The following is a 25754-nucleotide window of genomic DNA, read 5'->3' as shown; positions in this document are numbered from 1 at the left end:
AATTTATTTGTCATTGACCGACATCAAGGATTACACATTCAGCGTTCCCCATCGGGAGCAGCCCTTCCGCACCAAGGGCAACCAACCTGGACCAAAGGCGCGCCATCGAGCGACTACAAGCCTGGTCCAAGGGCCATGCCAAACAGCAGGCCCGCGCGGTACTTCTTCAGAGGAGAAGTGAATGTTTGCCAAGCAATACACTGCCGCACTGGTGTCCGCCGCCTTCTTCAGCATCGCGGCGCAAGCAACAACCCTCAACTGGCAATCCACCAACACCCTGGCCCATCCGGTCCAATCGCTGATCCCGCAAGCACAGGACAGCGGCGAAGTCGCCGCCGGCCAGAGCGTGCACATCGCGGTGGCTTTGAAAGTGCGCAACAAAGCGCAACTGGACACGCTCACACAGAGCATCCTGCAAGGCGGCAGCAAGCACTACTTAAGCAAGACCGAGTTCCTGGACCGTTTCTCGCCCACTGAGGCGCAGGCACAGACCGTGGTCAAGCATTTGCAGGCCAACGGCTTCCGCAACATCAAAGTGGCGCCCAACCGCCTGCTGATCACCGCAGACGGCAGCGCCGCCACCGTCAAGGCCGGCTTCCAGACCTCGCTGCACCGCTACAACATCAACGGTCGCCAAGCCTTCGCCAATGTCGCCAACGCTCAGGTGCCCAACCAGCTGGCCGACATCGTGCTGGCCGTGCACGGCCTGCAAAATGTTCACCAGTTCCACACCGCGCTGCGCCACCCCACGCCGCAGGCCTTCAAGACCGCCAGCGTCAGCGGCCACTCCCCCACCGACTTCCCGTCCATCTACAATGCGAACAGCTTGCCCCCGGCCAGCAACACCACGGTCGGCATCATCGCCGAGGGCGACCTGACCCAGACGCTGAGCGATCTGCAGGACTTCGCCAGCAGCGTCGGCTACGGCACGGTGGCCACCTCGGTGATCAATAGCGGCACGCCCACCAGCGACACCTCCGGCACCGAGGAATGGAACCTGGACAGCCAGGACATCCTCGCCGCCGCCGGCGGCGCGGTTCAACAGATGAACTTCTACGTTGCGCCGTCGATGACCAATGCCGACATCACCGCCGCCTTCAACGCCGCGGTCAGCGACGGCACGGCCAAGGTGATCAACGTGTCGCTGGGCGAATGCGAAACCAGCGCCCAGAGCGACGGCATGACGGCCAGCGCCGACCAGATCTTCCAGGCGGCGGTGGCCCAAGGCCAAACCTTCTCGGTGTCCACCGGCGACTCCGGCTCCTACGAGTGCGGCGGCCGCACCGCGCGCCAGAGCTACCCGGCGGTATCGCCCTACGTGATCGCGGTGGGCGGCACCACGCTGTCCACCAGCGGTAAAACCGGCTATCTGTCTGAAACCACCTGGAACGGCGGCGGCGGCGGCCCCAGCTATACCGAGAGCGCTCCCGCCTGGCAGACCAGCGCCGGCGTGCTGACCATTTCCAAAACCAAGCGCGGCGTGCCCGACGTCTCCTTCGACGCCGACCCCAACAGCGGCGCGCTGGTGCTGGTCAACGGCAGCACCTCGCAGATCGGCGGCACCAGCCTGGCGGCGCCGCTGTTCACCGGCTTCTGGGCGCGGATCGAATCGGCCAACGGCAACAACATCCACTCGCCGGCGCCGTCGATTTACAAATACTTCAAGGCCAACCCCTCGCTGTACCACGACGTAACCAGCGGCAGCAACGGCGCCTACAGCGCCGCCAAGGGCTGGGACTACACCACCGGCTGGGGCAGCTTGAACATCGCCAACCTGAACGCCTTCATCGCCAGGACCCCTGGGTTTTAAGCGCAACGCTCTCTCGCCTTGAGCCCCGGTCCGCCGGGGCTTTTTTGCGCCTAGCCCCATCGCCGGCTAAGATGAGCCCACTTCGCGCCGGAAACCAAACATGAAAATCCCGCCCTCAGCCGCCATCCATCTACTTCACCGTTGCGCCCAAGCCAGCCTGGCCACTCACAGCACTCAACTGGACGGCTACCCCTACGCCACGCCGATACCCTGCGTGCCCGACGCCCGCCACCGGCCCACGCTCTGTCTCAGCGCGCTGGCCGAACACTGCAAAAACCTGCGGGCCGACCCGCGCTGCAGCATCGCGCTGCTGGACCCGGCGGCGGAGTCCAGTCAGAGCGGCGCGCGCCTGACCCTGCTGGGCGATATGGAGCCCTTCCAGCCCACCCCGCTGGAGCTGGCCCGCCACCTGCGCTACCAGCCGGAGGCCGAAAACTGGCTACAACTGGATTTCACCTTCTACCGGCTGGAGCCGCGACGGCTGCGCTATATCGAAGGCTTCGGCCGCATGGGCTGGCTGGAGGCCGAGCAGTGGCTTGACGGCCCGGCGCTGGAGCCGGAGCAAGAAGCGGAGTTGCTGGAACAAAATACCGAGCTTCCCGCCGGCGTCCGACTGCTGGGCGCCGATTGCCACGGCATTGATTATGAGATCGCCGCCGCGCGCCGACGCCTGGCCTTCCCCGCCGCGCTGGAGGCGGACGAGCTGGCCGCCCGCTGGCCGGAACTGACCGCGGCGCTGGCATGAAAAACGGGAGCCATCGGCTCCCGTTCGTTCACATCCTGTTTGCGCCGCTGAGACGCTGCCGTTCACTTGAACAACATATGACCCAGCTTGCTGGCCTTGGTGTCCAGATAACGGTCGTTGTGCGGATTGCGCCCCACCTCCAGCGGCACCCGCTCCACCACATCGATGCCGGCGGTGCGCAGGGTTTCGATCTTGCGCGGATTATTGGTCATCACCCGCACCCGCGACACGCCCAACTGCTCCAGCATGTGCCGGGCGATGCGGAAATCGCGCATGTCGGCGGGGAAGCCCAGCCGCTCGTTGGCTTCCACGGTGTCGGCGCCGCCGTCCTGAAGCTGGTAGGCGCGGATCTTGTTGATCAGGCCGATGCCGCGGCCTTCCTGACGCAGATACAGCAGCGCGCCGCGGCCTTCGGCGGCGATGGCGGACAAGGCCGCCTCCAGTTGGAAACCGCAATCGCAGCGCAGCGAAAACAAGGCGTCGCCGGTCAGGCATTCCGAATGCAAGCGCGACAACACCGGCTCGCCGTCGTCTATCGTGCCCAGGGTCAGCGCAACGTGCTCGCGGCCGCCCACTTCCTCAAAACCATGCATGGTGAACTCACCCCAAGGGGTGGGCAGCTTGCAACTGGCGACATATTCCATTCTCGGCTCATCCGCGCTGAGCTCGACAGCAGGCAATGACATTATTTCTCCGCTAAACCTGATAAGCACGCCTGAATCCGCGCGCAATAATCTTTATTAACTGTGGTCGGCTTCCGGATTTTCAAGCGCTAAAGGCAAGGCGGCGAAGGGCTCGGCCAACACGATGGCGAGCGCTGCCAGCCACACCAGCCGCTCCGGCGTGAAGAAGCCGGCGCTGGACGCCTCGGCATCCAGAATGCCCAGCACATTATCGTCCGGCCCCAGCACCGGCAGGCACACCTCGCTCATCACCTTGGGATCGCACTCGTAATAGCCGCCGCCCTCGGCGCGCCAGGCTTTGACGTCTTCGATCAACACCGCCCAGCCGGTCAGCCCCACCCGGCTGTTGTTGCTGTACTCGGCGAAGGCCTCGGTCAAAGGAAACTCGGCGCGGCTGGGCACGCCTTGGTAGGCCAGCTTGACCAGCTTGGCCTGCTGGCCTTTGCCGATCTTCCGATATACGCCCAGCCAGTCCGCGCCCACCTTATGGTTTACCGACTCCACCAGCGCGTGCAGATTGCGCAAGGCCGCCGTGGCTTCCGGACTTTCGCCGCCGAACAGCGGCGCCAGATCATAAGGCTCGTCGGCCAGTTCTTCGAACAAAGAACAACTGCCATCTTCGCTCAGTTTGGGCACCTGGTAACGATACAGATCCTGCCGCGCCGCCGGCTTGTCCGCGTTCAACACCGCGGACAGGGTCAACACCGCGATCTGCAGCTCGGTGCGATCGAGTTCCAGGCTCTGCTCGCGCAGATAGTCGGCCAGTTGGCTTACGGGTATCATGACAGTGCTCCTGAAGGCGGCCGCGCCGCCCGATGCGAATGAATATCGAAACCCAGCAGGATACCAAAAACCGCCCCGCGCTGGCCAACCCCAGTCCGGAATACAAGCCCATGCCCGCCATCCATATCCCCTACTCGCCCCTCGTGATCAAGGCCGGCGCGCACGCCCGCAAGCTGCTGGCGCGCCAAGGATTGCCCGCCGCCAGCGTGGCCACCCTGCCCGGCGCCGCCGGCGGGCCCAAGGCGATAGGCATCACCGGCCTGGATCAGGCGGTGTTCGAATGGCTGAACCGCAACCCACGGCGGCGCGAACTGGTCGGCGCCTCCATCGGCGGCTGGCGATTCGCCTGCGCGATGCAAGCCGAACCGAGCCAAGCGCTGGCGCGCCTGGCCGCGCGTTATACCGAAGAAAGCTACACGGCAGACTCCAGCGTGACCGACATCACCCGCCAGACCCGCCTGATGCTGGATGAGATACTGCCGCCGGCGGCGCGCAGCGCGCTGATAGACCACCCGCACTATCAGCTTAGCCTGTTGCTGGTGCGTTCCCACGGCCTGCTCGCCAGCGAAGCGCGCGCCGCGCTGCTGGGCGGCCTGGCGCTGAGCGCCGCGCTCAACACCGTGTCGCGCGGCCTGCTGCGCCACGCTTTCAGCCGAGTGATCTGCCATGACCCCCGCAGCGCCTTGCGCTTCAAGCCCGAGGACGGCATTCCCACGCTGTGCCAGCCCTTGGAGGCGGACAATCTGGACGCCGCGCTGATGGGCACCATCGCCATTCCCGGCGTGCTCAGCGGCGTGCAGCTGCCGGGCGCCCCGGCGGCCACTTATCGAGACGGCGGCCTGACCGACTACCACCTGGACTTCCCCTTTGCCCAGGGCGACGACATCGTGCTGTACCCTCACTTCACCGAGCGCATCGTGCCCGGCTGGTTCGACAAATTCCTGCCCTGGCGCCGGCCCAACCCGACCCACCACGCCAACACCGTGCTGATCTCGCCGTCGCGCGATTACCTGGCGCGGCTGCCCGGCGGCAAGTTGCCGGACCGCAACGACTTCCACCGCTACCTGGGCCGGGACGAGCAACGCCAGCGTTTCTGGCGCCAAGCCACCGCTGAGAGCCAACGCTTGGGGGATGCCTTCATGGCGTGGTTGGAGCGGCCGGACCTGGGCCAGGTTCAAACACTCTAAAACAAAAAGAGCCGGGAATCTTCCGGCTCTTTTCATTCACAGCTCAGAACCCTTCCAATGTCTTGCGAGCAAAGGCGAGACAAGGCGAAAACAGCTGAAGAAGCGGAATGGTCATACAGTACATGAGCATTCTGAAGATGTTTTCAACGCGCCTGTCTAACTAGCCCGCCGAAGCGCAGCAGACATTGAGCACGCCTCAACCGGCGCGAGCCCAGCACTCCTCTTCCGGCATATTCACCGGCGTCGCCAGCAACTGCACTACCACGTCCCGCGTTTGCGCGCCCTTGCGCACGCGCACGGTGATCTGGTCGGCCACGCCCGGCTGGTCCTGATCGCGCCGGTAGTTGAACGCGCCGTGGTCGGCCATGATGGCGCGGCCTAACTTGGGACCGCTCACCAGACTATAGCCGTCCGGCTCGCCCACGCCTTGCAACTGGCCGCGCAAGCAACGCACAGGGCTGGAATAGCTGAGTTTGGCCAGGCCCAGCTGAGCGTCGCCGCCGCCGGGTTGCGACGGCTGCGACGCGGCCGGCCCCAGCGGACCTTCGCAACGCAGCGCGGCGCGCTTGGCTTTGAAGTCGTAGTCGGTAGCCGCGCAGTTGAGCGCCATCATATTGTTGACGCCGCTGCCGCGCAGCAGGTTCTGCAAGGCGGAGTCCAAGGTCTTGTCCAACTCCTGACGCGCCAGCGTGGCGGTGCCGGAACGAAGCGGCAGCACGCCGTCGCATTCGAAGCGACGCAGAGCGCTGCGCTCGCCGTCGGCCCACACTCGGCACGCCACCGGCAGATAGCGGCGCATCGCGCCTTCAATCACAGCAACGTCGCCGGCCTGCCATTGCGCCTGCTTCAGCCAGTCCACACCCAGCTCGGTTGAGGTATTGCCCAACTGGCCGGCGCGCTGCGCCTCCACCTGACGGCCCACATAGTCTTGGAAGCCCTGTGCCAGGCTGGCGTCACGACCCATTTCCGCCACCAAGGCGTCGAAGCGCTTGACATCGTCGGCGCGCAGCGCAGCCAGGATCTCGGCGATGCGGCCCGGCTGTTGCTGGTTCAGATAGTAGAACCACAAGGCGGAATGACTGTAGAAGTCCCAACCGTCGCTATAGCTGGAACGCATGATGCGGGATGGCTCCAGATAGCTTTGCGGCCAACCATTGGCCACTACGTCCACCACGTGGCCGCGCACCTTAATGCCGTCGCGCGATGTGCTCCAGGCCATGAATTCGGCAAAGCCCTCGTCGTACCAAGCCATGCGGCGGTCGTCGCGGTAGAACTCGGAGCTGCCCCACATCCCCGGCTGGATGAAGCGGCCGGACAGATAGTGCACGTACTCGTGGCGCACCAGTTCTTCCAGGCTCAGATAACTCTCGCGCGGCACTTCGCGCTGGAAGGTGTAGAAGGTGCCGTCTTTTTCGATGTAAATGCCGCCGTTGTCGGTGGACAATTCATTGAGCAGGCCTTGGAAACGCTGGTAGGCGGTCTTGCTGCCGTAAATCACCATGCGCAGCTTGGCGTTGGTGTCGCCGCTCACTGGCTGGCTGATGCCGCTGACCCGACCCAGTTGCGCCTGCACCTGCTTCATCGCGTAGTACAGCGGCTCCACTTCGGCCAGCGCCAGCGGGGTTTCGAACACCAGATTGCCGTTGTCGAAACTCCAGCTATGCGGGAACAAATGGGTTTTCAGTTCCTGCTCCGCCTGGCAAATACCGTAGCGCTCGCAAGGCACCTTGCCCAGTTTCTTCAGCGCGTACACCGCTTCCGCCCACGAGGCCCCGAACTTCTCGCCGCCCAGCAGGCCGGCCACCGCGTCCTCCGCCAGTTTGGCGGTACGCGGGTATTGCATGAAACGGCCGGTCTCGCGCACGGTGTTCAGATACATCTGTTCATCGGCGAAGGCCGACTGGCCGGCGCGGGTCAGCCCTGCCAGGCTGGTCGCCAGCGCATCCAGTTGCCCGGCGCCCGCCTTGGCGGCGAAGCCCTCGGTGTAATGCATATTGAACAGCGTGGTCTGCATCGGATGCAGCGCGATGCGCGCCCAGTTGTTCTTCACCGCGGCGTTGTAGCGGCCGAAGAAGCGCTGCAACAAAGGCAAAGCGTATTCCGGCTTGCGCACCGAATCCGCCAGGATCATGGTTTCCGCCACGGACTGGCGTAGATCGGTCGCCAGATACCAGGCGTCGCGATCGCCGCTGCCGTCGCGCACCGGCTCGCTCCACAGCGCCGGGTTTTCCGCCAGCGCGCTCACGACCTGCATCACCGGCTCGTCCACCGGACGACCGTAATCTCCCACTTCCCCAGCGTGGCTGTACTGGGTGAAATAGCCGGCTTTCAGGAACACCGCCAGCGGCCACAGGCCGTTGACGCTCTTGCCGTCCCAGCTTTGCGCGCGGGCGCGGGCCTCGACCGCCACTTCGCGCATATTCGCCGGCGACACCACCCGGTAGCTGAAGGCGTCCGCCTGGAACAGGCGGTTCATGCAAGTGCCCTCTACGCTGGCGACATAGCGCGCCAAGGCCGCGCCGGACAATTGTCCCAGCTTGGCTTCGTCGCAGTCGGCATACCGCGGCACAGCCGCGGCCTCCTTGGCGCGACGCGCGCCGGTCTGCTGCATCGGCCCTTGCGGCTTGGCGCCGGGACCGGCGCCGTCGGCCGGCGCGCCGGGCGGCAAGCCGTGCGGATAGGATGGTTTCTCCGACAAAGCCGGAGAATGCGAAGAGTGGCCGGCCTGAGGCAGATTGGCCTGCGGCGCCGGCTGGCTGACTGCCGTTTTTTCGGAATCGCTGACGCAACCGGCCAATAAGGCGGCGGCCATCACGGAAAGACTCAGTGCGCGCACGCTGCTGAGCGAAGCTGTTTTTATCATGACGCTATCCAAGACATTGATAATGTCGCATCAATAATGAAATGCGAACGTCAAATCATATCGAATAGCAAACGTCATGAAAATTTAGTTTAAAATAAAATCTTCAATTTAAACCATAATTACAACATTGGTATTTTTACCCTGTTTTTAGTCGAAAAAAGGGCGTAAAAAAAGCCGCATATGCGGCTTAGAATAGAGTTTGTTGCCAAACTAACGGTAATGCGTCAGTGCCTGGCCTCGCGCGCGGCAGCGACCACATCGTAGTCGAACAACTTGTTGGCATCGTCTTCGTCGTAAACGTAATGCTGATTGCAATAATCACAGACGATTTCCACGCTGCCTTGCTCCAGCAGCACCTCGCCCACTTCCTGGCCGCCCAGCATCTTCAACATGTCGCCGACGCGCTCCCGGCTGCAATTACAGGCGAAACTCACCGTTTCCTGATCGAAAACCCGCACCGTTTCCTCATGGAACAGACGATGCAGGACATCCTCGGCCGGCAAGCTCAGCAACTCGTCCGCACTCAAAGTGGCGCCCAGCATCTGAATGCGCTCCCAGCCTTCCGGATCTCCATGACCTTCCGGCAGCTTCTGCAACAGCATGCCGGCCGCGGTTTCGTCGCTGGAGGCCAGGATCAGCCGGGTTTCCAGCTGCTCGGAGCGAAGCATGTAGTTCTCCAGCATTTCGCCTATGCTGTCGCCCTCCAGCGCCACGATGCCCTGCCAGGTTTGCGCCTTGTCCACGCGCGGCTCCAAGGTCACCACGAAGCGTCCGTGAGCTCCCAGCAAAGACTGGATGGACGCGCCATCGGAAATGCCTTCGTCCCACTTTGCGGTGGCGCGGATAGTGCGGTCGTTGTTGCACTCCACCACCGCCAGTTTCAGGGCGCCGGCGCCGTGAAGCTGCAGAATGAGCGCGCCGTCGAACTTGAGGTTGGCGGCCATCAGTTCGGCCGCCGCCATCATTTCGCCGACAATCTTCTTCAAGGCAGGAGGGTAGCTGCGGCGAGCCAGCACCTGCTGCCAGGCACCGTCCAACCTCACCAGCGCGCCGCGCACCGGCGCGCCGTCAAACAAAAATCGTTGCAATCTGTCTTGTGTGCTCATGCTATGTCTTTCTTTTCCTTGTCCGCCGCCAGTTCTACGGTATAGACCGTCATTGGCATTGAAGAACTGACGTCGAATTCGCAACCTGCGCGCACGCCGATTTCGGCGATTTCGCGCGCGCTGAGCGCTTGGTCATACACCGCGTACATCGCGCCCATCGCGAACTTGCGGCCGGAGCCTATCGCCCAGATGCGCGAGAACTCGTAAATCTCGCGCATCGGATACACCCCGAAAATCCCATGACGGTTGGCGATTACCACCATCATCTGACTGGATTCGTACGGATCTTCCTCGTCCTCTTCGGGACGCAGGTAGAAACCGTCCTTCAGCTTGGGATGCAATTTGCGGAAGGTCTCGAAAATTCCCTGGCGACTGCTCAGGTCTTTTTTCTTCAACTCTTTCAGCGCGCCTTGCAACACCAGATCGTGGGCGGCCGAGCCGGAGATGGCCAAATAGCTGTCCCCATGCTGGAAAATCTTGTTGTGGAAACAGTCATAGCCCGCCAACAGCTTCTGGTCGTCGCCAAAAGTGGTCTGGCTGTCGGCGGCGATCGCGATCTGATCGCCCTTTCTTACCGCCACGATGGTAGTCATCCCTGCGCCTTTTTCGTCGATGGCGGCCCCGGAGCGGCAGCCGCGCAAAACCGCCTATTGTATCGGCTTACGCCCGGCAACCCAAGCGTTGCTCCCGTGGCGGGACTCGGGAAAGATGGGGGCCGCCGGCGCGAATCTCAAGACCGCGCCGCAACCGCCACCTAGATGACAAGTCAGGTGGCTGACGATATAATGATATTGATTATCATTTTCAAAAAAGCTATGCAATTCCACGCTCAAGACTTCCCCATCGTCTGGCTGGACCGCAGCCGCCCGGATGGGCAGCAGCCCACCGACATCTTCGCCACCCTGGACCAGCTGCTGCTCCAGCAACGCCCCTTCGTATTCATCGCCAAAGAACCGGCGCCAACCGAACTGGACCTGCACGCGCGCATCATCCGCAAAATGGCGGCGCTGTGGGTCAAGGACAACCGGCTGCAGATCCGCCAATTGATACGCGGCACGATCGTGATTGCTCCGCAAGCCGAGCAACAGCGCTATCTTGACGAGTTCGCGCCGCGCTTCGAAAAGTTCTGGGGCTACCCGCTGCGCCACCGCCCGGACCATGAGACAGCGCTGAGCCTGGCGGCGGACCTGCTGGCCGGCCCGCCGGCCGCCGGCAGCGTCATCAGGCGTCGCGCAATTCGAAATCGTGGCTGATGTCAGCGGTCTTGCCCAGCATGATGGAGGCGGAACAGTACTTCTCCGCCGACAACTTGATCGCCCGCTCCACCGTCTCCGCCTTCAGATCGCGCCCAGTCACCACAAAGTGGAAATGAATGCGGGTGAACACCTTGGGCTCCTCCTCCGCGCGTTCGGCATCGATCTCCACCCAGCAATCACTGACTTGCTGTCGCGCCTTCTTCAAAATAGTGATCACGTCGTAACTGGTGCAACCCGCGGTGCCCAATAGCAACAACTCCATGGGCCGCGGCCCCAAATTCCTTCCGCCGCCTTCCGGCGCGCCGTCCATCACCACCGCATGGCCGCTGCCGCTCTCGCCCAGGAAACACACGCCGTCCACCCACTTCAGCCTGGCCTTCATCCTTGCTTCTCCTCGTAGTCGGAATCCCGAAACGGCCTAGCCTAACATCCGGATTTGGGCGAACAAAGATTCACCGGTAAAATAGAAAGATTGTCCCGCTATATCCGAGCTGCGCCCAAACATGCTGGTACTTGGTATTGAATCCTCCTGCGACGAAACCGGAGTCGCGTTGTACGACACAGACGGCGGCCTGCTGGCCCACCAACTGCACACCCAGATGGCCATGCACGCCGAATACGGCGGCGTGGTGCCTGAATTGGCCAGCCGCGACCACATCCGCCGCGCCATTCCGCTGACGGAAGCCTGCCTGGCCGAAGCCGGCAAAACGCTGGCCGACCTCGACGCCATCGCCTATACCCAAGGCCCCGGCCTGGGCGGCGCGCTGCTGGTGGGAGCCAGCGTGGCCAACGCGCTGGCCTTCGGCCTGAACATTCCGGTGCTGGGCGTCCACCACCTGGAGGGCCACCTGCTGTCGCCGCTGCTGGCCGAGCCCAAACCGGCGTTCCCCTTCCTGGCCTTGCTGGTTTCCGGCGGCCACACCCAACTGATGGCTGTACGCGGCGTCGGCGACTATCAAATCCTGGGCGAAACCCTGGACGACGCCGCCGGCGAAGCCTTCGACAAAACCGCCAAGTTGCTGGGGCTGCCCTACCCCGGCGGCCCGCTGCTGTCCCGGCTGGCGGAGGAAGGCGATCCGGCCCGCTTCACCCTGCCGCGGCCGATGCTGAACTCCGGCGACCTAGACATGAGCTTCTCCGGCCTGAAAACCGCGGTGCTGACGCTGAGCAAACAAGTGGCGGACGCCGACGGCCACATCGACGAGCAGACGCGCAAAGACATCTGCCGCGCCTTCCAGGAAGCCATCGTCGAAGTGCTGACCAAGAAATCGCTGGCCGCGCTCAAGCAGTGCGACATGAAACGGCTGGTGGTGGCCGGCGGCGTCGGCGCCAACAAGCAGCTGCGCGCCGCGCTGGACGAAGCCGCTCGCCGCCGCCGCTTCGAAGTGTTCTATCCGCCGCTGGCGCTGTGCACCGACAACGGCGCGATGATCGCCTTCGCCGGCGCGATGCGGTTGCAACACGCGCAGCCGCCCGGCAGCTACTCGATCAAGCCGCGCTGGGACCTCAGCACGCTGCCCCCGGCCTGACCCACCCCCATGCGCCGCGCCGACCGCAAACGCCGGCGCGGCTTCGGACTCCTATGATTCAACTCAAAAACCTCAACCTGCGCCGCGGCCTGAAAGAATTGCTGCTAGGCGCCAACCTGACCCTCAACCCCGGCTACAAGACCGGCCTCACCGGCGCCAACGGCGCCGGCAAGTCCAGCCTGTTCGCGCTCCTGATGGGCGAACTTCACGCCGACAGCGGAGACGCGCTGCTGCCGCCTCACTGGACCATCGCTCACGTAGCGCAGGAAACACCCGCGCTGGAACGCTCCGCGCTGGACTACGTGCTGGACGGCGACCATGAGCTGCGCCAGCTGGAACAGGAGCTGCAAGACGCGGAAGAACGCCACGACGGCAACGCCATCGGCCACCTGCACGGAGAATTGGCGCGCATCGACGCCTACGCCGCGCCGGCGCGCGCCGGCAAACTGCTGACCGGCCTGGGCTTCGATGTCAACGCTCAGCAACGGTCCGTGGCCAGCTTCTCCGGCGGCTGGCGCATGCGCCTGAACCTGGCGCAGGCGCTGATGTGCCGCTCCGACCTGCTGCTACTGGATGAACCCACCAACCATCTGGATCTGGAAACCGTGCTGTGGCTGGAGGATTGGCTGCAAGGCTATCCAGGCACTCTGCTGATGATTTCCCACGATCGCGACTTTCTGGACAGCGTCTGTGACCACATCGTTGAAGTCGCCAACCAGGACTTGACGCTGTACACCGGCAACTACAGCCAGTTCGAAGTGATGCGCGCGGAGAAAATGGCTCGCCAACAAGGCGAGTACGAGAAACAGCAGCGCCAGATCGCCCACCTGGAGTCCTTCGTCAACCGCTTCAAGGCCAAGGCCTCCAAGGCGCGTCAGGCGCAGAGCCGGGTCAAGGCGCTGGAAAAACTGGAACGCATCGCTCCCGCCCACGTGGCTTCGCCGTTCGACTTCCACTTCGATAGCCCGGACAACCTGCCCAATCCATTGCTGAAGCTGGAACAGGCCGATGTCGGCTACGGCTCCGCCACCATACTCAGCGGACTGAACCTATCGGTGGAAGCCGGCGCGCGCATCGGCCTGCTCGGCGTCAACGGCGCCGGCAAATCCACCCTGGTCAAACTCTTGTCCGGCGACCTCGCCCCGCTGCGCGGCGAGATCGTCAACGCCCAAACCCTGAAGATTGGCTACTTCGCCCAGCACACGCTGGAGACCCTGCGCGAAGACGAAACGCCGCTGCAACACATGCAAAGGCTGGCGCCCACCACGCGCGAGCTGGAACTGCGCAGTTTCCTTGGCGGCTTCAACTTCCGCGGCGACGCCGCCACCGATCCAGTGGGTCCGATGTCGGGCGGCGAGAAGGCGCGGCTGGCGCTGGCGATGATAGTCTGGCAAAAACCCAACTTGCTGCTGTTGGACGAACCCACCAACCACCTGGACCTGGAAATGCGCCACGCGCTGACCATGGCGCTGCAGGACTTCAGCGGAGCGCTGATCGTGGTGTCCCATGACCGCAGCTTGCTGGAAGCCACTACCGATATTTTCTGGCTGGTCAGCCACGGCAAGGTGCAGCCCTTCGACGGCGACCTAGAGGATTACCGCCAATGGCGGCTGACCCTGCTGGCCGACGCCGGCAAGCCCTCCTCCGGAGACGCTCAGGGCCTGAACCGCAAGGAACAGAAGCGCCAAGAAGCGGAAGCGCGGCAACGGCTCTCCCAACTGCGCAAACCGCTGCAGAACAAGCTGAACAAGCTGGAAAAGGAACTGGACCAACTCAGCGCGGCGAAAGCGGAGCTGGACGGCTTCATGGCCTCCGCCGACGCCTATGAGGATGCCAACCGGCAACGGCTGGCCGACGCTGTGCGTCGCCAAGGGGAAGTGGCGACCCGCCTGGCGGAAGTGGAGGAGGCTTGGCTGGAAGCCCAGGCCGAGCTGGAGGCGCTGGAACAGGCGGAATAACGGCGGCAACGGCCGGGGTTTTCCACAGCAATCGCCGGATAACTTTGTGGATAACCCCGATCCGTCGCCAAAAAAACTTTTGCAATTAGCCACTTGCCGCTTACGCTCATAAAAAAGGCAAAATCAGGGAACTTTCCCACCTTGCCAATGAGCAAATCTGGTGACAGCATGTGGATAAAACCGGCAACTCCATGATTGCAAAAAACAAATGACTGCCGCCTATTTTTTAAGCAAAACCCCGCGCGCCCCTCCCCGCCGCGCCGCATTTCCGTCGCCCATACGTCGCGTTCTGCTCGCCGGCCTGCTGATCGCCGGCGCCGCCGCGGCCGAGCCCCCCATTCGGCTCAACACCCATCAGCAAGTTCCGCTGTCCTTCAGCAAAGAAGACGGCGCCCCCGATGGCTTGGCGGTGCAAATCGTGCAGTGCGCGCTCAAGCAGCTACAACGTCCCTACTCCATCTCCTTCCTGCCATGGCCCCGCGCGCAATGGCAGGTGCAGCACCAACAAGCCGATGCCTTTTTCACCGCCACGCCGTCGGCGGAACGCGACAGCTACGCGGTGCTGTCCGCCCCCATCCTGCCTTATGAGCGACGCTGGTATCTGCTGAAGAACAACCCGCAGACCCCGACCAGCAGCGATTTCAAGCGCCAGGGCCGCACCGCCGCCTTCAGCGGCTCCAATATGGACGACTGGCTGCGCGAACACGGCTATCAACTCACCTCCACCCCGCCCAACAGCGAGCAATTGGTGAAAATGCTGCTGAGCCGCCGTGTTGACGCCATTCTCGGCAATGCCTACGTGGTGGACGCGCTCATCGCCAAAATGGGCGTGCAGGAACAACTGCGCAGCGAGCTGGCGCAAAGCCTACCCTTCGGCGTCTACTTCGGCAAAGCCTTCCTCGCCCGCGAGTCGCCGCAGTTCCTGACGCAATTCAATCGCGCGGTGCAAGGCTGCCGCGCCAAATAAAAAGCCGCCAGATGATGGCGGCTTTTCAATGCGGCTTGGCTGCGGATTAGACCGGAGCGGGCTCCTTCATCAGCAATGCGCTCAACTCCGCCAGCTTGCGCTTCAGTTCGCGACGATCCACCACCATGTCCACCGCCCCCTTGCTCAGCAGGAACTCTGCGCGCTGGAAGCCTTCCGGCAGCGTTTCGCGCACGGTTTGCTCGATCACGCGCGCGCCGGCAAAACCGATGCGCGCCTTGGGCTCGGCCAACACCACGTCGCCCAGGAAAGCAAAAGAAGCGGACACGCCGCCCATGGTCGGGTCGGTCAACACCGAGATGAACGGCAATTTGGCGTCGGTCAGCAGCTGCAAGGCGGCGCTGGTCTTGGCCATCTGCATCAGCGAATTCAGGCCTTCCTGCATCCGCGCTCCGCCGGAAGCGGCCACGCAAACGAAAGGCGCCTTGGCTTCCACCGCGGCGCGCACGCCGCGCACGAAGCGCTCGCCCACCACCGACCCCATGGAGCCGCCGATGAATTTGAATTCAAACGCGGCCACCACCACCGGCATCGATTCGATGCTGCCCTGCATGACGACCAGCGCGTCGTCCTCGCCAGTGTCGCTTTTGGCAGCGGTCAAGCGGTCCGGATACTTCTTGCTATCCTTGAACTTCAGGATATCCACCGGCTTGACCTCTTCACCCAGCTCGCGCCGGCCCTCTTCGTCCAGCAGCAGGTTCAGACGTTCGCGCGCGGTCAGCGGGTGATGATGATTACACTTGGGACACACCTGCAGATTGCTCTCCAGGTCGGTGTAATACAACACGGCCTCGCATTCCGGGCACTTGCTCCAAAGCCCCTCCGGTACCGCGGAAGGTTTATCGGCGCGGTTGTCGCGCTTGATCTTCGGCGGCAGGAGCTTATTCAACCAGCTCATGCTGACTCCTTGATTCTTGGACCCGCCGTCAAACGGCGGGCACAGTAAAACGGGGGCTAAGCCCCCGCAATGTTCTATCGGATGGCGGCCTTCAGTTCGGCCACCAGACGGGTTAACCGCTCTTTGGCGGTTTCGGGTGTCGCCGCCTCAATTTCCTGCACCAAGCGGCTGCCCACCACCACCGCGTCAGCGGCGGCGGAGATCGCCTTGGCGGTCGCGCCGTCGCGAATGCCAAAGCCGACGCCGATCGGTACGGTCAAATATTCTCTAAGGGCAGCAATTTTACGCGCTACGTCGTCAATGTCCAGATGCCCGGCGCCGGTCACCCCCTTCAGAGAGACATAATAGACGTATCCGCGCGCCAGTTTGGCGATTTCCGCCACACGTTGCGGCGGGGTGGTGGGCGCGATCAGGAACACCGGATCCAGGCCGTTGGCGGTCAGTGCCGCAGACAGATCGGCGGATTCTTCCGGCGGACTGTCCACGGTCAACACGCCGTCTACGCCGGCGGCCTTGGCCGCGGCGGCGAAGTCCTGGTAGCCCATGGCGAACACGGGATTCAGATATCCCATCAGCACCACCGGGGTATGATCGTTGTCGCGGCGAAATTCCGCTACCATCTGCAACACTTGGCGCAAACCCACCTTGTGGACCAGCGCGCGCTCCGAGGCGCGCTGGATCACCGGGCCGTCGGCCATCGGGTCGGAAAACGGCACCCCCAGCTCGATGATGTCGGCGCCGCCCTCCACCAAGCCGTGCATCAGCTGCACGGTCAACTGCGGCGACGGATCGCCGGCGGTGATGAAGGGAATCAGCGCCTTGCCGCCGGCCAGCGCTTCAAAACATTGGGCGATACGTGACATAGCGCCTCCTTACAGGGTGATGCCGGCGAGGCCGGCCACGGTGTTGATGTCTTTGTCGCCGCGGCCGGACAGATTGACCAAGATCACCTGGTCCTTGCCCATCTTCGGCGCTTCCTTGGCGGCCCAGGCCAGCGCGTGGCTAGACTCCAGCGCCGGGATGATGCCCTCGAAACGACAGCAATCGTGGAAGGCGCGCAAGGCCTCGTCGTCGTTGATCGCCACGTAGTCGGCGCGGCCGATGTCCTTCAGATAGCTGTGCTCAGGCCCCACGCCCGGATAGTCCAGGCCGGCGGACACCGAATGGGTTTCCACCACCTGGCCGTTCTCGTCCTGCATTAGATAGCTCTTGGCGCCGTGCAATACGCCCAGCGGCGCGCCGCCGGAAATCGGCGCCGCGTGCTTGCCGGAGGCCAAGCCCAGGCCGCCGGCCTCAACGCCGACCATGCGCACGCCGTCAACGCCGATATACGGATAGAACATGCCGATGGCGTTGGAGCCGCCGCCCACGCACGCCACCACCACATCCGGCTGGCGACCGATGACTTCCGGCATCTGCACTTTGGCCTCCTCGCCGATCACCGACACGAAATCGCGCACCAGCATCGGATAGGGATGCGGGCCCGCCGCGGTGCCCAAGATGTAGAAAGTGCTGTCGACATTGGTCACCCAATCGCGCATGGCCTCGTTAAGCGCGTCCTTCAACGTCTTGGAGCCGGACTCCACCGGCACCACAGTGGCGCCCAGCAGCTTCATGCGGAACACATTGGGCGATTGACGCTTGATGTCCTCCGCGCCCATATACACCACGCACTCCATGCCGTAACGCGCCGCCACGGTGGCGGAAGCCACGCCGTGCTGGCCGGCGCCGGTTTCCGCGATCACCCGTTTCTTGCCCATGCGACGCGCCAGCAGGGCCTGGCCGATGGCGTTGTTGATCTTGTGCGCGCCTGTGTGGTTCAGGTCTTCGCGCTTCAAATAGATCTGCGCGCCGCCCAATTGCTCGGACCAGCGCTTGGCGTGGTAGACCGGGCTGGGGCGGCCAACGTAATGCTTGAGCTCATGGCGGAATTCTTCCCAGAACGACGGGTCGGCCTTGACGCGAGCGTACTCGTTTTTCAGCTCGTCCAGCGCCGCCATCAAGGTTTCGGCGACATAGACGCCGCCATGCGGGCCAAAATGGCCCTGGGCGTCCGGCAAGTCATAACGATCCATGTCTAACTCCTGATATGAACGCCGCCATTCTGGCGGCATCTTTGATTCCCTTGGACGCCTCCACACCGCTGGAGACGTCGACCGCGGCCGGACGCACCTGCGCCACCGCCGCCGCCACATTGTGTTCGTCCAGCCCCCCGGACAGGATCAACGGCAGGGGCAAGGCCTCCGGCAGCAAGCTCCAGTCAAAGGTGGCCCCGGTGCCGCCGTGCGCGCCTTCAACGAAGGAGTCTGTCAGCACCGCGCGCGCGTCCGGGTATTGCGCGGCGATTTCGGCCAGGTCCATGCCTGGCTTCACCCGCACCGCTTTCAAATAAGGCCGCTGAAAGGAGCGGCAGAAAACGGCGTCTTCCTCCCCGTGGAACTGCAGCATGTCGATTGCGCACTCCGCCAACACTGCGCGCACATAATCCGGTTCCGGGTTGACGAACAGAGCCACCACGCTGACGAAGGGCGGCAGCGCCGCGATTACAGCGCGCGCCTGCTCGATGCCGACATGACGCGGGCTCTTGGCGTAGAACACCAGACCGATGGCGTCGGCGCCCAAGCGCGCGGCTTCCGCGCCGTCTTCCGGCCGAGTAATGCCGCAAATTTTGATTCGGGTTGTGCCGCCCACTCTCATCTCCACAAGGCCAGCCGCGCGGCGTCCGCCTGCGACGGCAAATCGTATATTTCCGGATAACCCACGCCGGTCAGATACAGACCATCCGGCATGAAGGTGGGCGGCGCGAAGGTGCGGTCGCGCGCCGCCAGCAGCCCCGCCATGTCCTCCGCGCGCAAAGCGCCCTTGCCGACATAGACCAGCGCCCCGACGATATTGCGCACCATATGGTGCAGAAAAGCGTCCGCCAGCAGATCGAAGCGGATCAGGCCGTCTTGCTCGCTGATGTCCAAGCGCTGCAAATCCTTGAGCGGCGATTTTGCCTGGCATTCGGACGCTCGAAAGCTGGAAAAATCATGCCGCCCCAACAAGTGGGCGGCCGCTTCCCGCATCGCCTCAACGTCCAACGCCTGATGAAACCAGCCCATCTTGCCAGCCAGCAAACAAGGCCGCACCGGACTAGTCAGCAGGAAATAGCTGTAACTGCGGGAAAACGCCGAAAAACGAGCATGAAACGCCTCCGGCACCTCTCGCGCCCACACCACCGCCACTTCCGGCGGCAGCAAGGCGTTGACGCCGCGCACCCAAGCATTCAGCGGCCGCTGCGTCAAGCAGTCGAAATGCACCACTTGCATGGCCGCATGCACCCCGGCGTCGGTCCTGCCCGCGGCCAAGGTGCCGATGTCGGCCACGCCGGCGATCTGCGCGATCGCCTGATTCAATCTGTCCTGAACCGTATTGCCATGCGGCTGAGTCTGCCAGCCGGAAAACGCCCGACCGTCATACTCGATGCCGAGCGCTATCCTCATGCCCACACCTTCTTCAAACACCGACGCGGCGCACCGCGTCGTTTCAGCAATAAAGCACTCACTCTACCTTATCCTGCCCGGTTTGCGCCACGACCAAACGATGACGTCTGCTGCGAACACGCGAGAAAAGCGGCCAACCACGGCATAAGACGCCGTCGACGTAAAACGAAAGGGCCGGCTCGCGATAAGCGCGCCGGCCCCTGTGACTCGCAATGCGCGATGGACGCCTCAGCGGCCGGCCTCCTTCATCAAAGCGTCCGCAGTTTCCTTGTCGCCCATCTCCAGATACAGCTTGGCTAGTTCCATTTTCTCCTCATCAGGACTCGCCGCAACTGCCGGCGCAGGCGATGCCGCTACGGCCGTCGCCGTCGCGGGTGCGGGTGCGGGTGCGGGTGCGGCAACAGGGGCGGGCTCTGCGGCCGCAAGCGACTGCGCCGGCGCTTCCGCCTTTGGCTCGAGTGTGGTTTGCGCGAACAAGGGATGGCCGGGCTCGACGGTCTGGCCAATCTCACACACCCTCATCCACAAGGTGCTGTCCTTACCGAACACGCCCTTCGCCGTGGTGGCCTCGGCAATGAACATCTGCTTGTCCGGCTGGGTGGACAACACCTCCAATAGCTTGTAGCGCAAATCTTGTCGCATCGGCTCATGAGCCAGGCCTTCACGCAAAATCTCCAGCGCCTGATCATCGCGACCGTAAGCCAGATAGACGTCTGCCTCGGCAACCCGATCCACCGAAGACAGGTCGATCCCATCGCCCTTCTTCAAAGAACTCATCAAAGTCGTTAACGGCCCCAGCATCGAAGCGCCCGTCGCCGTTCCGCTCAAGGCCGGCGCCGCGGGCTCGGCCTTATCGCCGCTGCGCTTGCGTCGCGCCAGCAGCAAGGCGACTAGACCCAAAGCCGCCGCCGCGCCGCCCAGCTTCCAGCGCATAGACTCATCGGACAAGAGAGCGCCCAGTTCATCCGTCCAGCTATTGGCCGCCACGGTGGCTGACGGAGCATGGCTTTCGGCGGGCTTGGCTGCGGGCGGCTCGTGCGGCGCGGCGGGTTCGGGCGCCTGGGTCTTCCCTACGTGTTCCGGCCTAGCCGCCTGCGGCGCGGACGCCGCCGCGACCGGCATCGAACTGACGGCTGCTATCTTGGGTTCCGGTTTCGGCTTGGGTTCAGGCGCGGACTCGGGGCCGGGCTCTCTTTCCGCCGGGGCCGGCACAGCTGCCTTTACCGCCGCCTGCTGGCGCTGGTAATCCTGAATTTTCTGCTCCAGCGCCTTGGCGCGCTGTTCGGCTTGCTGCAGCGCCTGATCCTGCCGCTGCAGCATCTGCTGCAAGTTCCGCTCCTGCTGCGACGGCGCGGCAGCAGGCCGCGCGGCCTCTGCGGCCGGGGCCGGCTTGGCCGCTTCCTTGGCAACAGGCGGGGCCGGCATGACGGGCTTAGTCTTCGGCGCAGCCTCTCTGGGAACCTGCTCCTGGGCTTTGTGTTCCTGCAGCTTGGACTCCGCCGGCTTATGCTCCAAAGGTTTGCGCTCCGGCGCGCGCTCTTGGAGCTTGCCTTCAGGCTCCGCGCTTTTCTGAACCGCGTGAGCCTCGGTCAACGTCGCCGGCCGCTTAGGCTCCGCGCCACGGGCAACGCCCTGGCCACGCAACTGCCACTCGGCCGGGTACTCCAGGGCCGCTCCAGCGCGCAAGCGATTGGCATCGCCTGCGATGAAAGCCTCTGGGTTGTCCCGCAGCAGTTGCTGCGCCACCCCGCCCGCCTCGCCGCCGCCGCGCACGCGGCTGGCGATGCCGGACAACGTGTCGCCCTTAAGCACTCGGTACACTTTCAAGCCCTGCGTTTTGACGGCGGGGACCGGCTTGGCCGCCGAATGAGGGTCCAGCAATACCGAGTAGTTTTTCTGCGCCTTGAGCTTGCCTGCGGCCACTTCCAACCGGAAGGCCAACATTGGCTCGCTTACCGGCTGCTCGGTGCGCAGTTGCACATTAAAGCGGCCTTTGGCCACTTTCTCGATATGGGGCACGATGGAAGCCACCAAGCGCACTTGCTGAGCGCTGGGCTCGCCCTGAGCCGCCACCGCGAACAACGCCAGCCGCGGCGGCTCCGCCTGCTCCAAGGCGCTGCCCTGCAAGGTCAGTTCCAGCAGCAAGGGTTCGCCCAGGCGGGAACGCAGCCGGGCGTCGCTCAGGCCCAGCGAATCCAAGCGCGGCGAGACATCGACGCCGGCCAGCGGCTTCTTGCCCTCCTCCCGCGCCGGCGCGGGTTTGTTGCGCGGTCCGTCGCGGCGGTAATCCACCTCGAACTCGCGCACCAGCCTGCCAGCCGGCCAACTCAGATCCACGGCGAAACGCAACAGCGGCTCCGGATAACTGGCGGCGCCCTTCACTTGGATTTTTTGAACACTGCCATCCGGCTTGCGGACGATGGAAAACTGCAGATTGCCGGCGGAACTGCTGTAAGTGGACAACAGCGGATAGCGGTTGCGGTCGGCCAGGCCCACCAGCACATTGTCGGAGGGTTCCTCGTCCACCACTGGGATCTCCGCCAGGAAAGGCTCTCCATCGGCGGACAACACCCGGATCGGCCCCAAACCGGCCGTAGCCGCCGCCGCCAGGCCCAGACCGGCCAGCAGCAACGCGATTTGACTCATGCGTGTCTTGAAAGACATGAACGAATTTCCCCACCCTCATTCTTCGAAGCCGCCGCGCAGCAGGTCGCCAACAGATTCTTATAACGTTTTAATTATTGCAACGAAACAACACAACAGCCACTTAGCGAGGATAAATCGGGCATCCTTGCCTCATTGCATCCAGGCAATGGCCAAAAAAGCCACACATTTTCATGCCATTCGCCTCAAACCACGTGATGGAGCCGGATCGTCAAACGGCGGGAGGAGTTGCCCCGTCCCGCCGCGCATCGCCGTCGCCTCTATCTCAAGCGCTAATCGTTGCCAGCAAGGCCTCGGCCTCCGCCTTGAGCGGCCCTTGCGCCTCGGCGATCAAATCCTGCAACACTTCTTTGGCGCCGTCGCGGTCGCCCATGTCCAGGTAGACCTTAGCCAGATCCAACTTGGTGGCCAGCGGATCGTCCAGCACCGACATGCCTTCGGCCTGCGCCGCCGCCGGCGCTTCCGCCTCTGCGGCCGGCGTCTCCGCCAGCATGTCTTCGTACAGGGATTCGAAACCCGCGGACGCGGCCGCTGGGGCCGCTGACGCAACTGGCGCTTCGGCGGCGGCCGGCGTTTCCGCCGCCATACCCTCCAGATTGAAGTCGAAGTCCAACAAATTGTTTTCCGCCGGCGCCGCGGCCGCGGGAGTCGCCTCCGGCTTGGGCTCCGCGGGCGCCGTCAGCTCCGCGTCCAGATCGAAATTGAGCAGATTGGCTTCTTCCGGCTTCTCCGCCTCTTCGGGCTGAGGCTCGGCGAAGAGCGCCGCCAGCGGATCATCCTCTGGAACCGCTGCTTCCGGCGCGGCGACGGGTTCAGGGGCGGCAGCCGGCGGCGTTGCCTCAGGCTCGCCGAACAGCTCCTTATCCAGATCGATGCCGCCCGGACTAGACACCGGCGCGGGCGCGGCTTCGATGTCCTCGCCCTCGCCGTCGGACAGATAGAGCGAGTTGGTCGGGTCTATGGAACGGCCCATCGCCGCGGCCTTGGCCCAGATCGGTCCATGGCCGTCGAAGGTGGCGTGCATTTCCCGCGCCAGTTTTTCAAAGCTGGCGACGTCAGGACGCGCCGCGTAGATCTCCATCAGCTTCAGCCTCACCTCTTGGCGCGACGGGTCTTTGGCCAGCGCGTCCTTGAGGATGTCCTCTGCCTGCACATCGCGGCCGTAGGCGATATACACCTCGGCTTCCGCTACAGGATCAACCTCGGCCGCGTCGATGGCGCCGGCCGCCTGGGTGAAATTGCTCATGAAGGAGTGGCCGCCGCCCACCGACGGCGGCTCCATGCCGGAAGACGCGCCGCGGCTCAAGGCGGCGCTGGTATTGTTGGCGGACAGCGACAAGGGCTTGCCGCCCTTGCGCCGACGCGCCAGCAACAGGCCCAACGCGCCCAAGAGGCCCAGGCCGGCCACGCCGCCGCCCACTAGCGGCAAATGATCGATCACCTTATCCAGCAACGACGGCTCCGGCGGCGGAGGCGGAGCCGCCGGCTTGGCCGCGGGCTTGTGTTCCGCCGGAGCGGGCTTGGCCGCAGGAGCCGGAGCCGGCGCGCTGGCGGCGTGCGCGGGAGCGCTGGCGGCGACGGGTTCCGCCGCCGTCGCGGCCGGAGCGGAACTGGGGCTGGAATTAGTCATGGGCGGCAAGGGCTTGCCCGCCTGCAGGGCCTTCAATTGCTCTTCCAGCGCGCTGATGCGCGCCTCCGCGCTCTTCAGCGCTTGCTCGCGCGCAGCCACCTGCTGCTCAAGTTCGGTCAGCTTGCCGCCGCCCGGCTCGCTGGGCACCAGCTTCAGCACATCCGAGCCTGCTTTGGCTTTGTCTTCGGCAGCCGGAGCCGCTGGCTGACTGCCTAGAATGTTGGCCACCTGAGCGGCGCTCAGGGACTTGATCTTGCGGCTGGCGGGCACTTTCAGCACCGCGCCCAGTTTGAGACGGCTGACGTCGCCGTCGACGAAGGCGTCTGGATTGGCCTGTGCCAAAGCGGCCATGGTCTGGTCCAGCGTGGCGCCGCGCGGCCGCACCTTGCCGGCCAGGCCGCGCAGGGTGGAACCGGACTTCACTTTGAGAATGCCTGGCTGCGGCCGCGCGATGGGCGCGGCGTTGCCGCGATAGCGGCTGGACAGATTGCTGTCGGCGTAACTGGGCACGTCCTGCACGATGTTGGCGGACGGAGAAGCCATCGAGTAGTTGCTGGGATCCAACAACACCGTGTATTCGCGCACCGCGCGTCCCGATGAAGTCTTGGCTTCCACCACGAAACGCAGATAGGGATCGTTGATGGGTCCGGAAGAACTGATGCGTATCATCGCGCCGCGCGAGCTGGGCGCCACGCTGAAGCGCAGCATATTGAGCACGGTGGCGTAATCAACGTTCAAGTCCTGAAACGTATCCGCCCCGGCCAGCCCTATCCTGGCGCTCTCCAACTCCGCCGCCCTTACCCCGGTCAATTCGATATCGGCGCGGAACGGCTCGCCCAGATTGGACCTGACGTTGATTTTCCCCAGCCCTGCCCAGGCGCTGGCGGAGCAGGCCAAAGCCACCGCCAGAACGCCGATTCTGATTTTTGCCTGATGTGTCACTGTCAACCTTCCGGCACGGTTTATCTTGATTTTATTTGCGCTGGCCCAGCGGGCGCAGACGGTAACTGTTGCAATCTTAGGCCCTGCCGCAGTTTTTAGCTAGATTTCATAATGACGCCGTTTGCGCGCGTTTTTCGACTCCGCCATGAAACAGGGCGGCACTCTCGCGAATGCCGCCCTCTGCCCGCGCCATGCGCGGCTTCGGCCAAACCGCTTAAATCAGATCAAACCATTCTGCTTCAACAGCGTTTCGGCGATATTCACGCAATTGAGCGCCGCCCCCGCCTTCACATTGTCGGCGGCCAGCCAGAAGCTCAGCGTCCGGCCCTTGCCGCGCAAACGGCTGACCCACACCGCTTCATTGCCGGTAGCTTCCATTGGCGTCACATAGCCGCCCAACTTGTCAGCGGCCACCACTTGCAAGCCTGCCGCAAGCAGACGCTTACGCGCTTGCTCCATGTCAAATTCATGTTCGAATGCCGCATTCACCGCCCACGCGTGGCCGAAGAACACCGGCACCCGCACGCAGGTGGCTTCCACTTGCAATTGCGGCAACGCCAACAGCCGCGTCAGTTCGCGCTCCACCGAGCGCTCTTCTTCGGAGGTGCCGTCCGCGTCCAGCGCGCCGATCTGCGGCAGCACGTTAAAAGCGATGCGTTTGTCGTAAACCCGGCTTTCCGTCTCGCGCTGGGAGAACAGCGCCGTGGTTTGATCCGCCAGCTCTTCCATTGCCGCCTGGCCGCTGCCGGACACCGATTGATAAGTGGCCACCGACACGCGCTGCAAGCCCAGCGGGCGCAGCGCCGCCAGCGCCAGCGCCAGCGGCGTCACCGTGCAATTGGGCACGGAGGCGAGCGCGGCTTCGCCGGCGTCCGCCAGCAAGGCGCCGTTGATGGCGGGAATCACCAGCGGCACACTGTCGTCCTCGCGGAAGGCGGAGCTGAAATCCACCACCGCCGCGCCAGCCGCGCGCGCTAGCGGCGCGTACTCGCGCGCCAGTTCGCTGCCGGCGGCGAAGATGGCCAGCGCCACGTTTTCGAAGGCAAAACCGTCGATCGGATGCACATCCAGTTCCAGGTTGCCATAGGCGGCGGTTTCGCCTTCCTTGTCCGCCGTGTCCACGGCAAAAACCCGGCCCACGGGCAACTGGCGCTGGGCCAGCAGTTCCAGTACCGCCTGGCCCACCAGGCCGGTGGCGCCGACTACGGCGAGCTGAATAGAGTTCGACAT

At 63.9% G+C, this 25754-nt stretch carries 21 protein-coding genes; 7 read left to right on the top strand and 14 right to left on the bottom strand.

Translation table 11 applies throughout. The annotated features are described in order from the left end of the window. Window positions 1-181: 181 nt before the first annotated feature. Both DXT74_RS12785 and DXT74_RS12780 read left to right on the top strand, forming a co-directional pair. Window positions 182-1810 carry a protease pro-enzyme activation domain-containing protein gene (locus DXT74_RS12785; protein ID WP_194426139.1) on the top strand — a complete coding sequence of 543 codons (1629 nt, stop codon included), beginning with the start codon at window positions 182-184 and terminating at the stop codon, window positions 1808-1810. A gap of 100 nt (window positions 1811-1910) precedes the next feature. Further along, window positions 1911-2555, top strand: a complete 645-nt coding sequence (locus tag DXT74_RS12780; RefSeq protein WP_043592114.1) for a HugZ family protein — start codon at window positions 1911-1913, stop codon at window positions 2553-2555. Between the two features lie 62 nt (window positions 2556-2617). Here the strand turns inward: DXT74_RS12780 and ribA are convergent, their stop codons facing one another. Both ribA and DXT74_RS12770 read right to left on the bottom strand, forming a co-directional pair. Continuing rightward, window positions 2618-3199: a GTP cyclohydrolase II gene (gene ribA, locus DXT74_RS12775; protein ID WP_019104318.1), complete on the bottom strand. Its 582-nt coding sequence runs from the start codon at window positions 3197-3199 to the stop codon at window positions 2618-2620. Window positions 3200-3295: 96 nt separating this feature from the next. Next, window positions 3296-4021, bottom strand: coding sequence for a GAF domain-containing protein (locus DXT74_RS12770; RefSeq protein WP_043641525.1), 726 nt, complete (start codon window positions 4019-4021; stop codon window positions 3296-3298). Between the two features lie 32 nt (window positions 4022-4053). On the opposite strand from DXT74_RS12770, the gene DXT74_RS12765 reads away from it, so the two are divergent. Beyond that, entirely contained in the window at window positions 4054-5208 is a 1155-nt protein-coding gene (locus DXT74_RS12765; RefSeq protein WP_231138176.1) for a hypothetical protein, read from the top strand. A gap of 196 nt (window positions 5209-5404) precedes the next feature. Here DXT74_RS12765 and DXT74_RS12760 read toward each other — a convergent pair whose 3' ends face one another. From DXT74_RS12760 to DXT74_RS12750, 3 genes are all read right to left on the bottom strand, one after another. Next, entirely contained in the window at window positions 5405-8071 is a 2667-nt protein-coding gene (locus tag DXT74_RS12760; protein WP_194426138.1) for a collagenase, read from the bottom strand. Between the two features lie 224 nt (window positions 8072-8295). Next, entirely contained in the window at window positions 8296-9177 is an 882-nt protein-coding gene (hslO, locus tag DXT74_RS12755; protein WP_114154833.1) for an Hsp33 family molecular chaperone HslO, read from the bottom strand. Next, on the bottom strand, window positions 9174-9770 hold the full coding sequence (locus DXT74_RS12750) for an MFS transporter (protein ID WP_019102624.1): 597 nt from the start codon (window positions 9768-9770) through the stop codon (window positions 9174-9176). Before DXT74_RS12750 ends, hslO begins: the two co-directional genes overlap by 4 nt. Before the next feature lie 222 nt (window positions 9771-9992). Between DXT74_RS12750 and DXT74_RS12745 the strand changes: the two genes are divergently transcribed. Continuing rightward, window positions 9993-10430, top strand: a complete 438-nt coding sequence (locus tag DXT74_RS12745) for a hypothetical protein (RefSeq protein ID WP_162788105.1) — start codon at window positions 9993-9995, stop codon at window positions 10428-10430. Here DXT74_RS12745 and DXT74_RS12740 read toward each other — a convergent pair. Then, window positions 10399-10815, bottom strand: coding sequence for an OsmC family protein (locus DXT74_RS12740; RefSeq protein ID WP_114154831.1), 417 nt, complete (start codon window positions 10813-10815; stop codon window positions 10399-10401). The genes DXT74_RS12745 and DXT74_RS12740 overlap by 32 nt on opposite strands. Window positions 10816-10936: 121 nt before the next feature. Here DXT74_RS12740 and tsaD point away from each other — a divergent pair, with 121 nt between their 5' ends. From tsaD to DXT74_RS12725, 3 genes are all read left to right on the top strand, one after another. After that, on the top strand, window positions 10937-11962 hold the full coding sequence (gene tsaD, locus DXT74_RS12735) for a tRNA (adenosine(37)-N6)-threonylcarbamoyltransferase complex transferase subunit TsaD (protein WP_114154829.1): 1026 nt from the start codon (window positions 10937-10939) through the stop codon (window positions 11960-11962). 53 nt (window positions 11963-12015) lie between these two features. Beyond that, window positions 12016-13920 carry an ATP-binding cassette domain-containing protein gene (locus DXT74_RS12730; RefSeq protein WP_114154827.1) on the top strand — a complete coding sequence of 635 codons (1905 nt, stop codon included), beginning with the start codon at window positions 12016-12018 and terminating at the stop codon, window positions 13918-13920. Between the two features lie 208 nt (window positions 13921-14128). Continuing rightward, window positions 14129-14887 carry an ABC transporter substrate-binding protein gene (locus DXT74_RS12725; RefSeq protein WP_194426137.1) on the top strand — a complete coding sequence of 253 codons (759 nt, stop codon included), beginning with the start codon at window positions 14129-14131 and terminating at the stop codon, window positions 14885-14887. Between the two features lie 46 nt (window positions 14888-14933). On the opposite strand, the gene accD is transcribed toward DXT74_RS12725, so the two are convergent. The 8 genes from accD to DXT74_RS12685 all read right to left on the bottom strand — a co-directional run bounded on the left by accD (window position 14934) and on the right by DXT74_RS12685 (window position 25754). Continuing rightward, window positions 14934-15803 carry an acetyl-CoA carboxylase, carboxyltransferase subunit beta gene (accD, locus tag DXT74_RS12720; protein WP_019102618.1) on the bottom strand — a complete coding sequence of 290 codons (870 nt, stop codon included), beginning with the start codon at window positions 15801-15803 and terminating at the stop codon, window positions 14934-14936. 74 nt (window positions 15804-15877) lie between these two features. After that, window positions 15878-16666, bottom strand: coding sequence for a tryptophan synthase subunit alpha (gene trpA / locus DXT74_RS12715; protein WP_043592104.1), 789 nt, complete (start codon window positions 16664-16666; stop codon window positions 15878-15880). 9 nt (window positions 16667-16675) lie between these two features. Continuing rightward, a complete protein-coding gene (gene trpB, locus DXT74_RS12710; protein WP_019102616.1) occupies window positions 16676-17878 on the bottom strand; it encodes a tryptophan synthase subunit beta in 1203 nt (400 codons plus the stop codon). Continuing rightward, window positions 17865-18494 carry a phosphoribosylanthranilate isomerase gene (locus DXT74_RS12705; protein WP_231138175.1) on the bottom strand — a complete coding sequence of 210 codons (630 nt, stop codon included), beginning with the start codon at window positions 18492-18494 and terminating at the stop codon, window positions 17865-17867. The genes trpB and DXT74_RS12705 overlap by 14 nt, the downstream gene beginning before the upstream one ends. A 2-nt stretch (window positions 18495-18496) precedes the next feature. Then, window positions 18497-19288 (bottom strand): tRNA pseudouridine(38-40) synthase TruA, encoded by a 792-nt coding sequence (gene truA, locus DXT74_RS12700; RefSeq protein WP_043641515.1) that lies wholly within the window; start codon window positions 19286-19288, stop codon window positions 18497-18499. 228 nt (window positions 19289-19516) lie between these two features. Further along, complete coding sequence (locus DXT74_RS12695; protein WP_194426135.1) at window positions 19517-21934, bottom strand: FimV family protein; 2418 nt, start codon at window positions 21932-21934, stop codon at window positions 19517-19519. Window positions 21935-22217: 283 nt separating this feature from the next. Continuing rightward, a complete protein-coding gene (locus DXT74_RS12690; protein ID WP_231138174.1) occupies window positions 22218-24524 on the bottom strand; it encodes a FimV/HubP family polar landmark protein in 2307 nt (768 codons plus the stop codon). A 219-nt stretch (window positions 24525-24743) separates the two neighbouring features. After that, on the bottom strand, window positions 24744-25754 hold the full coding sequence (locus DXT74_RS12685) for an aspartate-semialdehyde dehydrogenase (protein ID WP_043641511.1): 1011 nt from the start codon (window positions 25752-25754) through the stop codon (window positions 24744-24746).

Origin of the sequence: Chromobacterium sp. Rain0013, from assembly GCF_015291765.1 — a bacterium.
Lineage (GTDB): Bacteria > Pseudomonadota > Gammaproteobacteria > Burkholderiales > Chromobacteriaceae > Chromobacterium > Chromobacterium haemolyticum.
Note: the sequence above shows the minus strand (reverse complement) of the source record. Positions and strands in the feature narration are given on the sequence as shown.

Coding starts and splice junctions, on each gene's coding strand:
- DXT74_RS12695 (WP_194426135.1), bottom strand. CDS start 21,934: ATGAGTCAAATCGCGTTGCTGCTGGCCGGTCTGGGCCTGGCGGCGGCG.
- hslO (WP_114154833.1), bottom strand. CDS start 9,177: ATGAGCACACAAGACAGATTGCAACGATTTTTGTTTGACGGCGCGCCG.
- truA (WP_043641515.1), bottom strand. CDS start 19,288: ATGAGGATAGCGCTCGGCATCGAGTATGACGGTCGGGCGTTTTCCGGC.
- DXT74_RS12770 (WP_043641525.1), bottom strand. CDS start 4,021: ATGATACCCGTAAGCCAACTGGCCGACTATCTGCGCGAGCAGAGCCTG.
- DXT74_RS12725 (WP_194426137.1), top strand. CDS start 14,129: ATGACTGCCGCCTATTTTTTAAGCAAAACCCCGCGCGCCCCTCCCCGC.
- trpB (WP_019102616.1), bottom strand. CDS start 17,878: ATGGATCGTTATGACTTGCCGGACGCCCAGGGCCATTTTGGCCCGCAT.
- DXT74_RS12750 (WP_019102624.1), bottom strand. CDS start 9,770: ATGACTACCATCGTGGCGGTAAGAAAGGGCGATCAGATCGCGATCGCC.
- DXT74_RS12745 (WP_162788105.1), top strand. CDS start 9,993: ATGCAATTCCACGCTCAAGACTTCCCCATCGTCTGGCTGGACCGCAGC.
- DXT74_RS12740 (WP_114154831.1), bottom strand. CDS start 10,815: ATGAAGGCCAGGCTGAAGTGGGTGGACGGCGTGTGTTTCCTGGGCGAG.
- DXT74_RS12730 (WP_114154827.1), top strand. CDS start 12,016: ATGATTCAACTCAAAAACCTCAACCTGCGCCGCGGCCTGAAAGAATTG.
- DXT74_RS12780 (WP_043592114.1), top strand. CDS start 1,911: ATGAAAATCCCGCCCTCAGCCGCCATCCATCTACTTCACCGTTGCGCC.
- accD (WP_019102618.1), bottom strand. CDS start 15,803: ATGAGCTGGTTGAATAAGCTCCTGCCGCCGAAGATCAAGCGCGACAAC.
- tsaD (WP_114154829.1), top strand. CDS start 10,937: ATGCTGGTACTTGGTATTGAATCCTCCTGCGACGAAACCGGAGTCGCG.
- DXT74_RS12765 (WP_231138176.1), top strand. CDS start 4,054: ATGCGAATGAATATCGAAACCCAGCAGGATACCAAAAACCGCCCCGCG.
- DXT74_RS12785 (WP_194426139.1), top strand. CDS start 182: ATGTTTGCCAAGCAATACACTGCCGCACTGGTGTCCGCCGCCTTCTTC.
- DXT74_RS12760 (WP_194426138.1), bottom strand. CDS start 8,071: ATGATAAAAACAGCTTCGCTCAGCAGCGTGCGCGCACTGAGTCTTTCC.
- DXT74_RS12685 (WP_043641511.1), bottom strand. CDS start 25,754: ATGTCGAACTCTATTCAGCTCGCCGTAGTCGGCGCCACCGGCCTGGTG.
- trpA (WP_043592104.1), bottom strand. CDS start 16,666: ATGTCACGTATCGCCCAATGTTTTGAAGCGCTGGCCGGCGGCAAGGCG.
- ribA (WP_019104318.1), bottom strand. CDS start 3,199: ATGGAATATGTCGCCAGTTGCAAGCTGCCCACCCCTTGGGGTGAGTTC.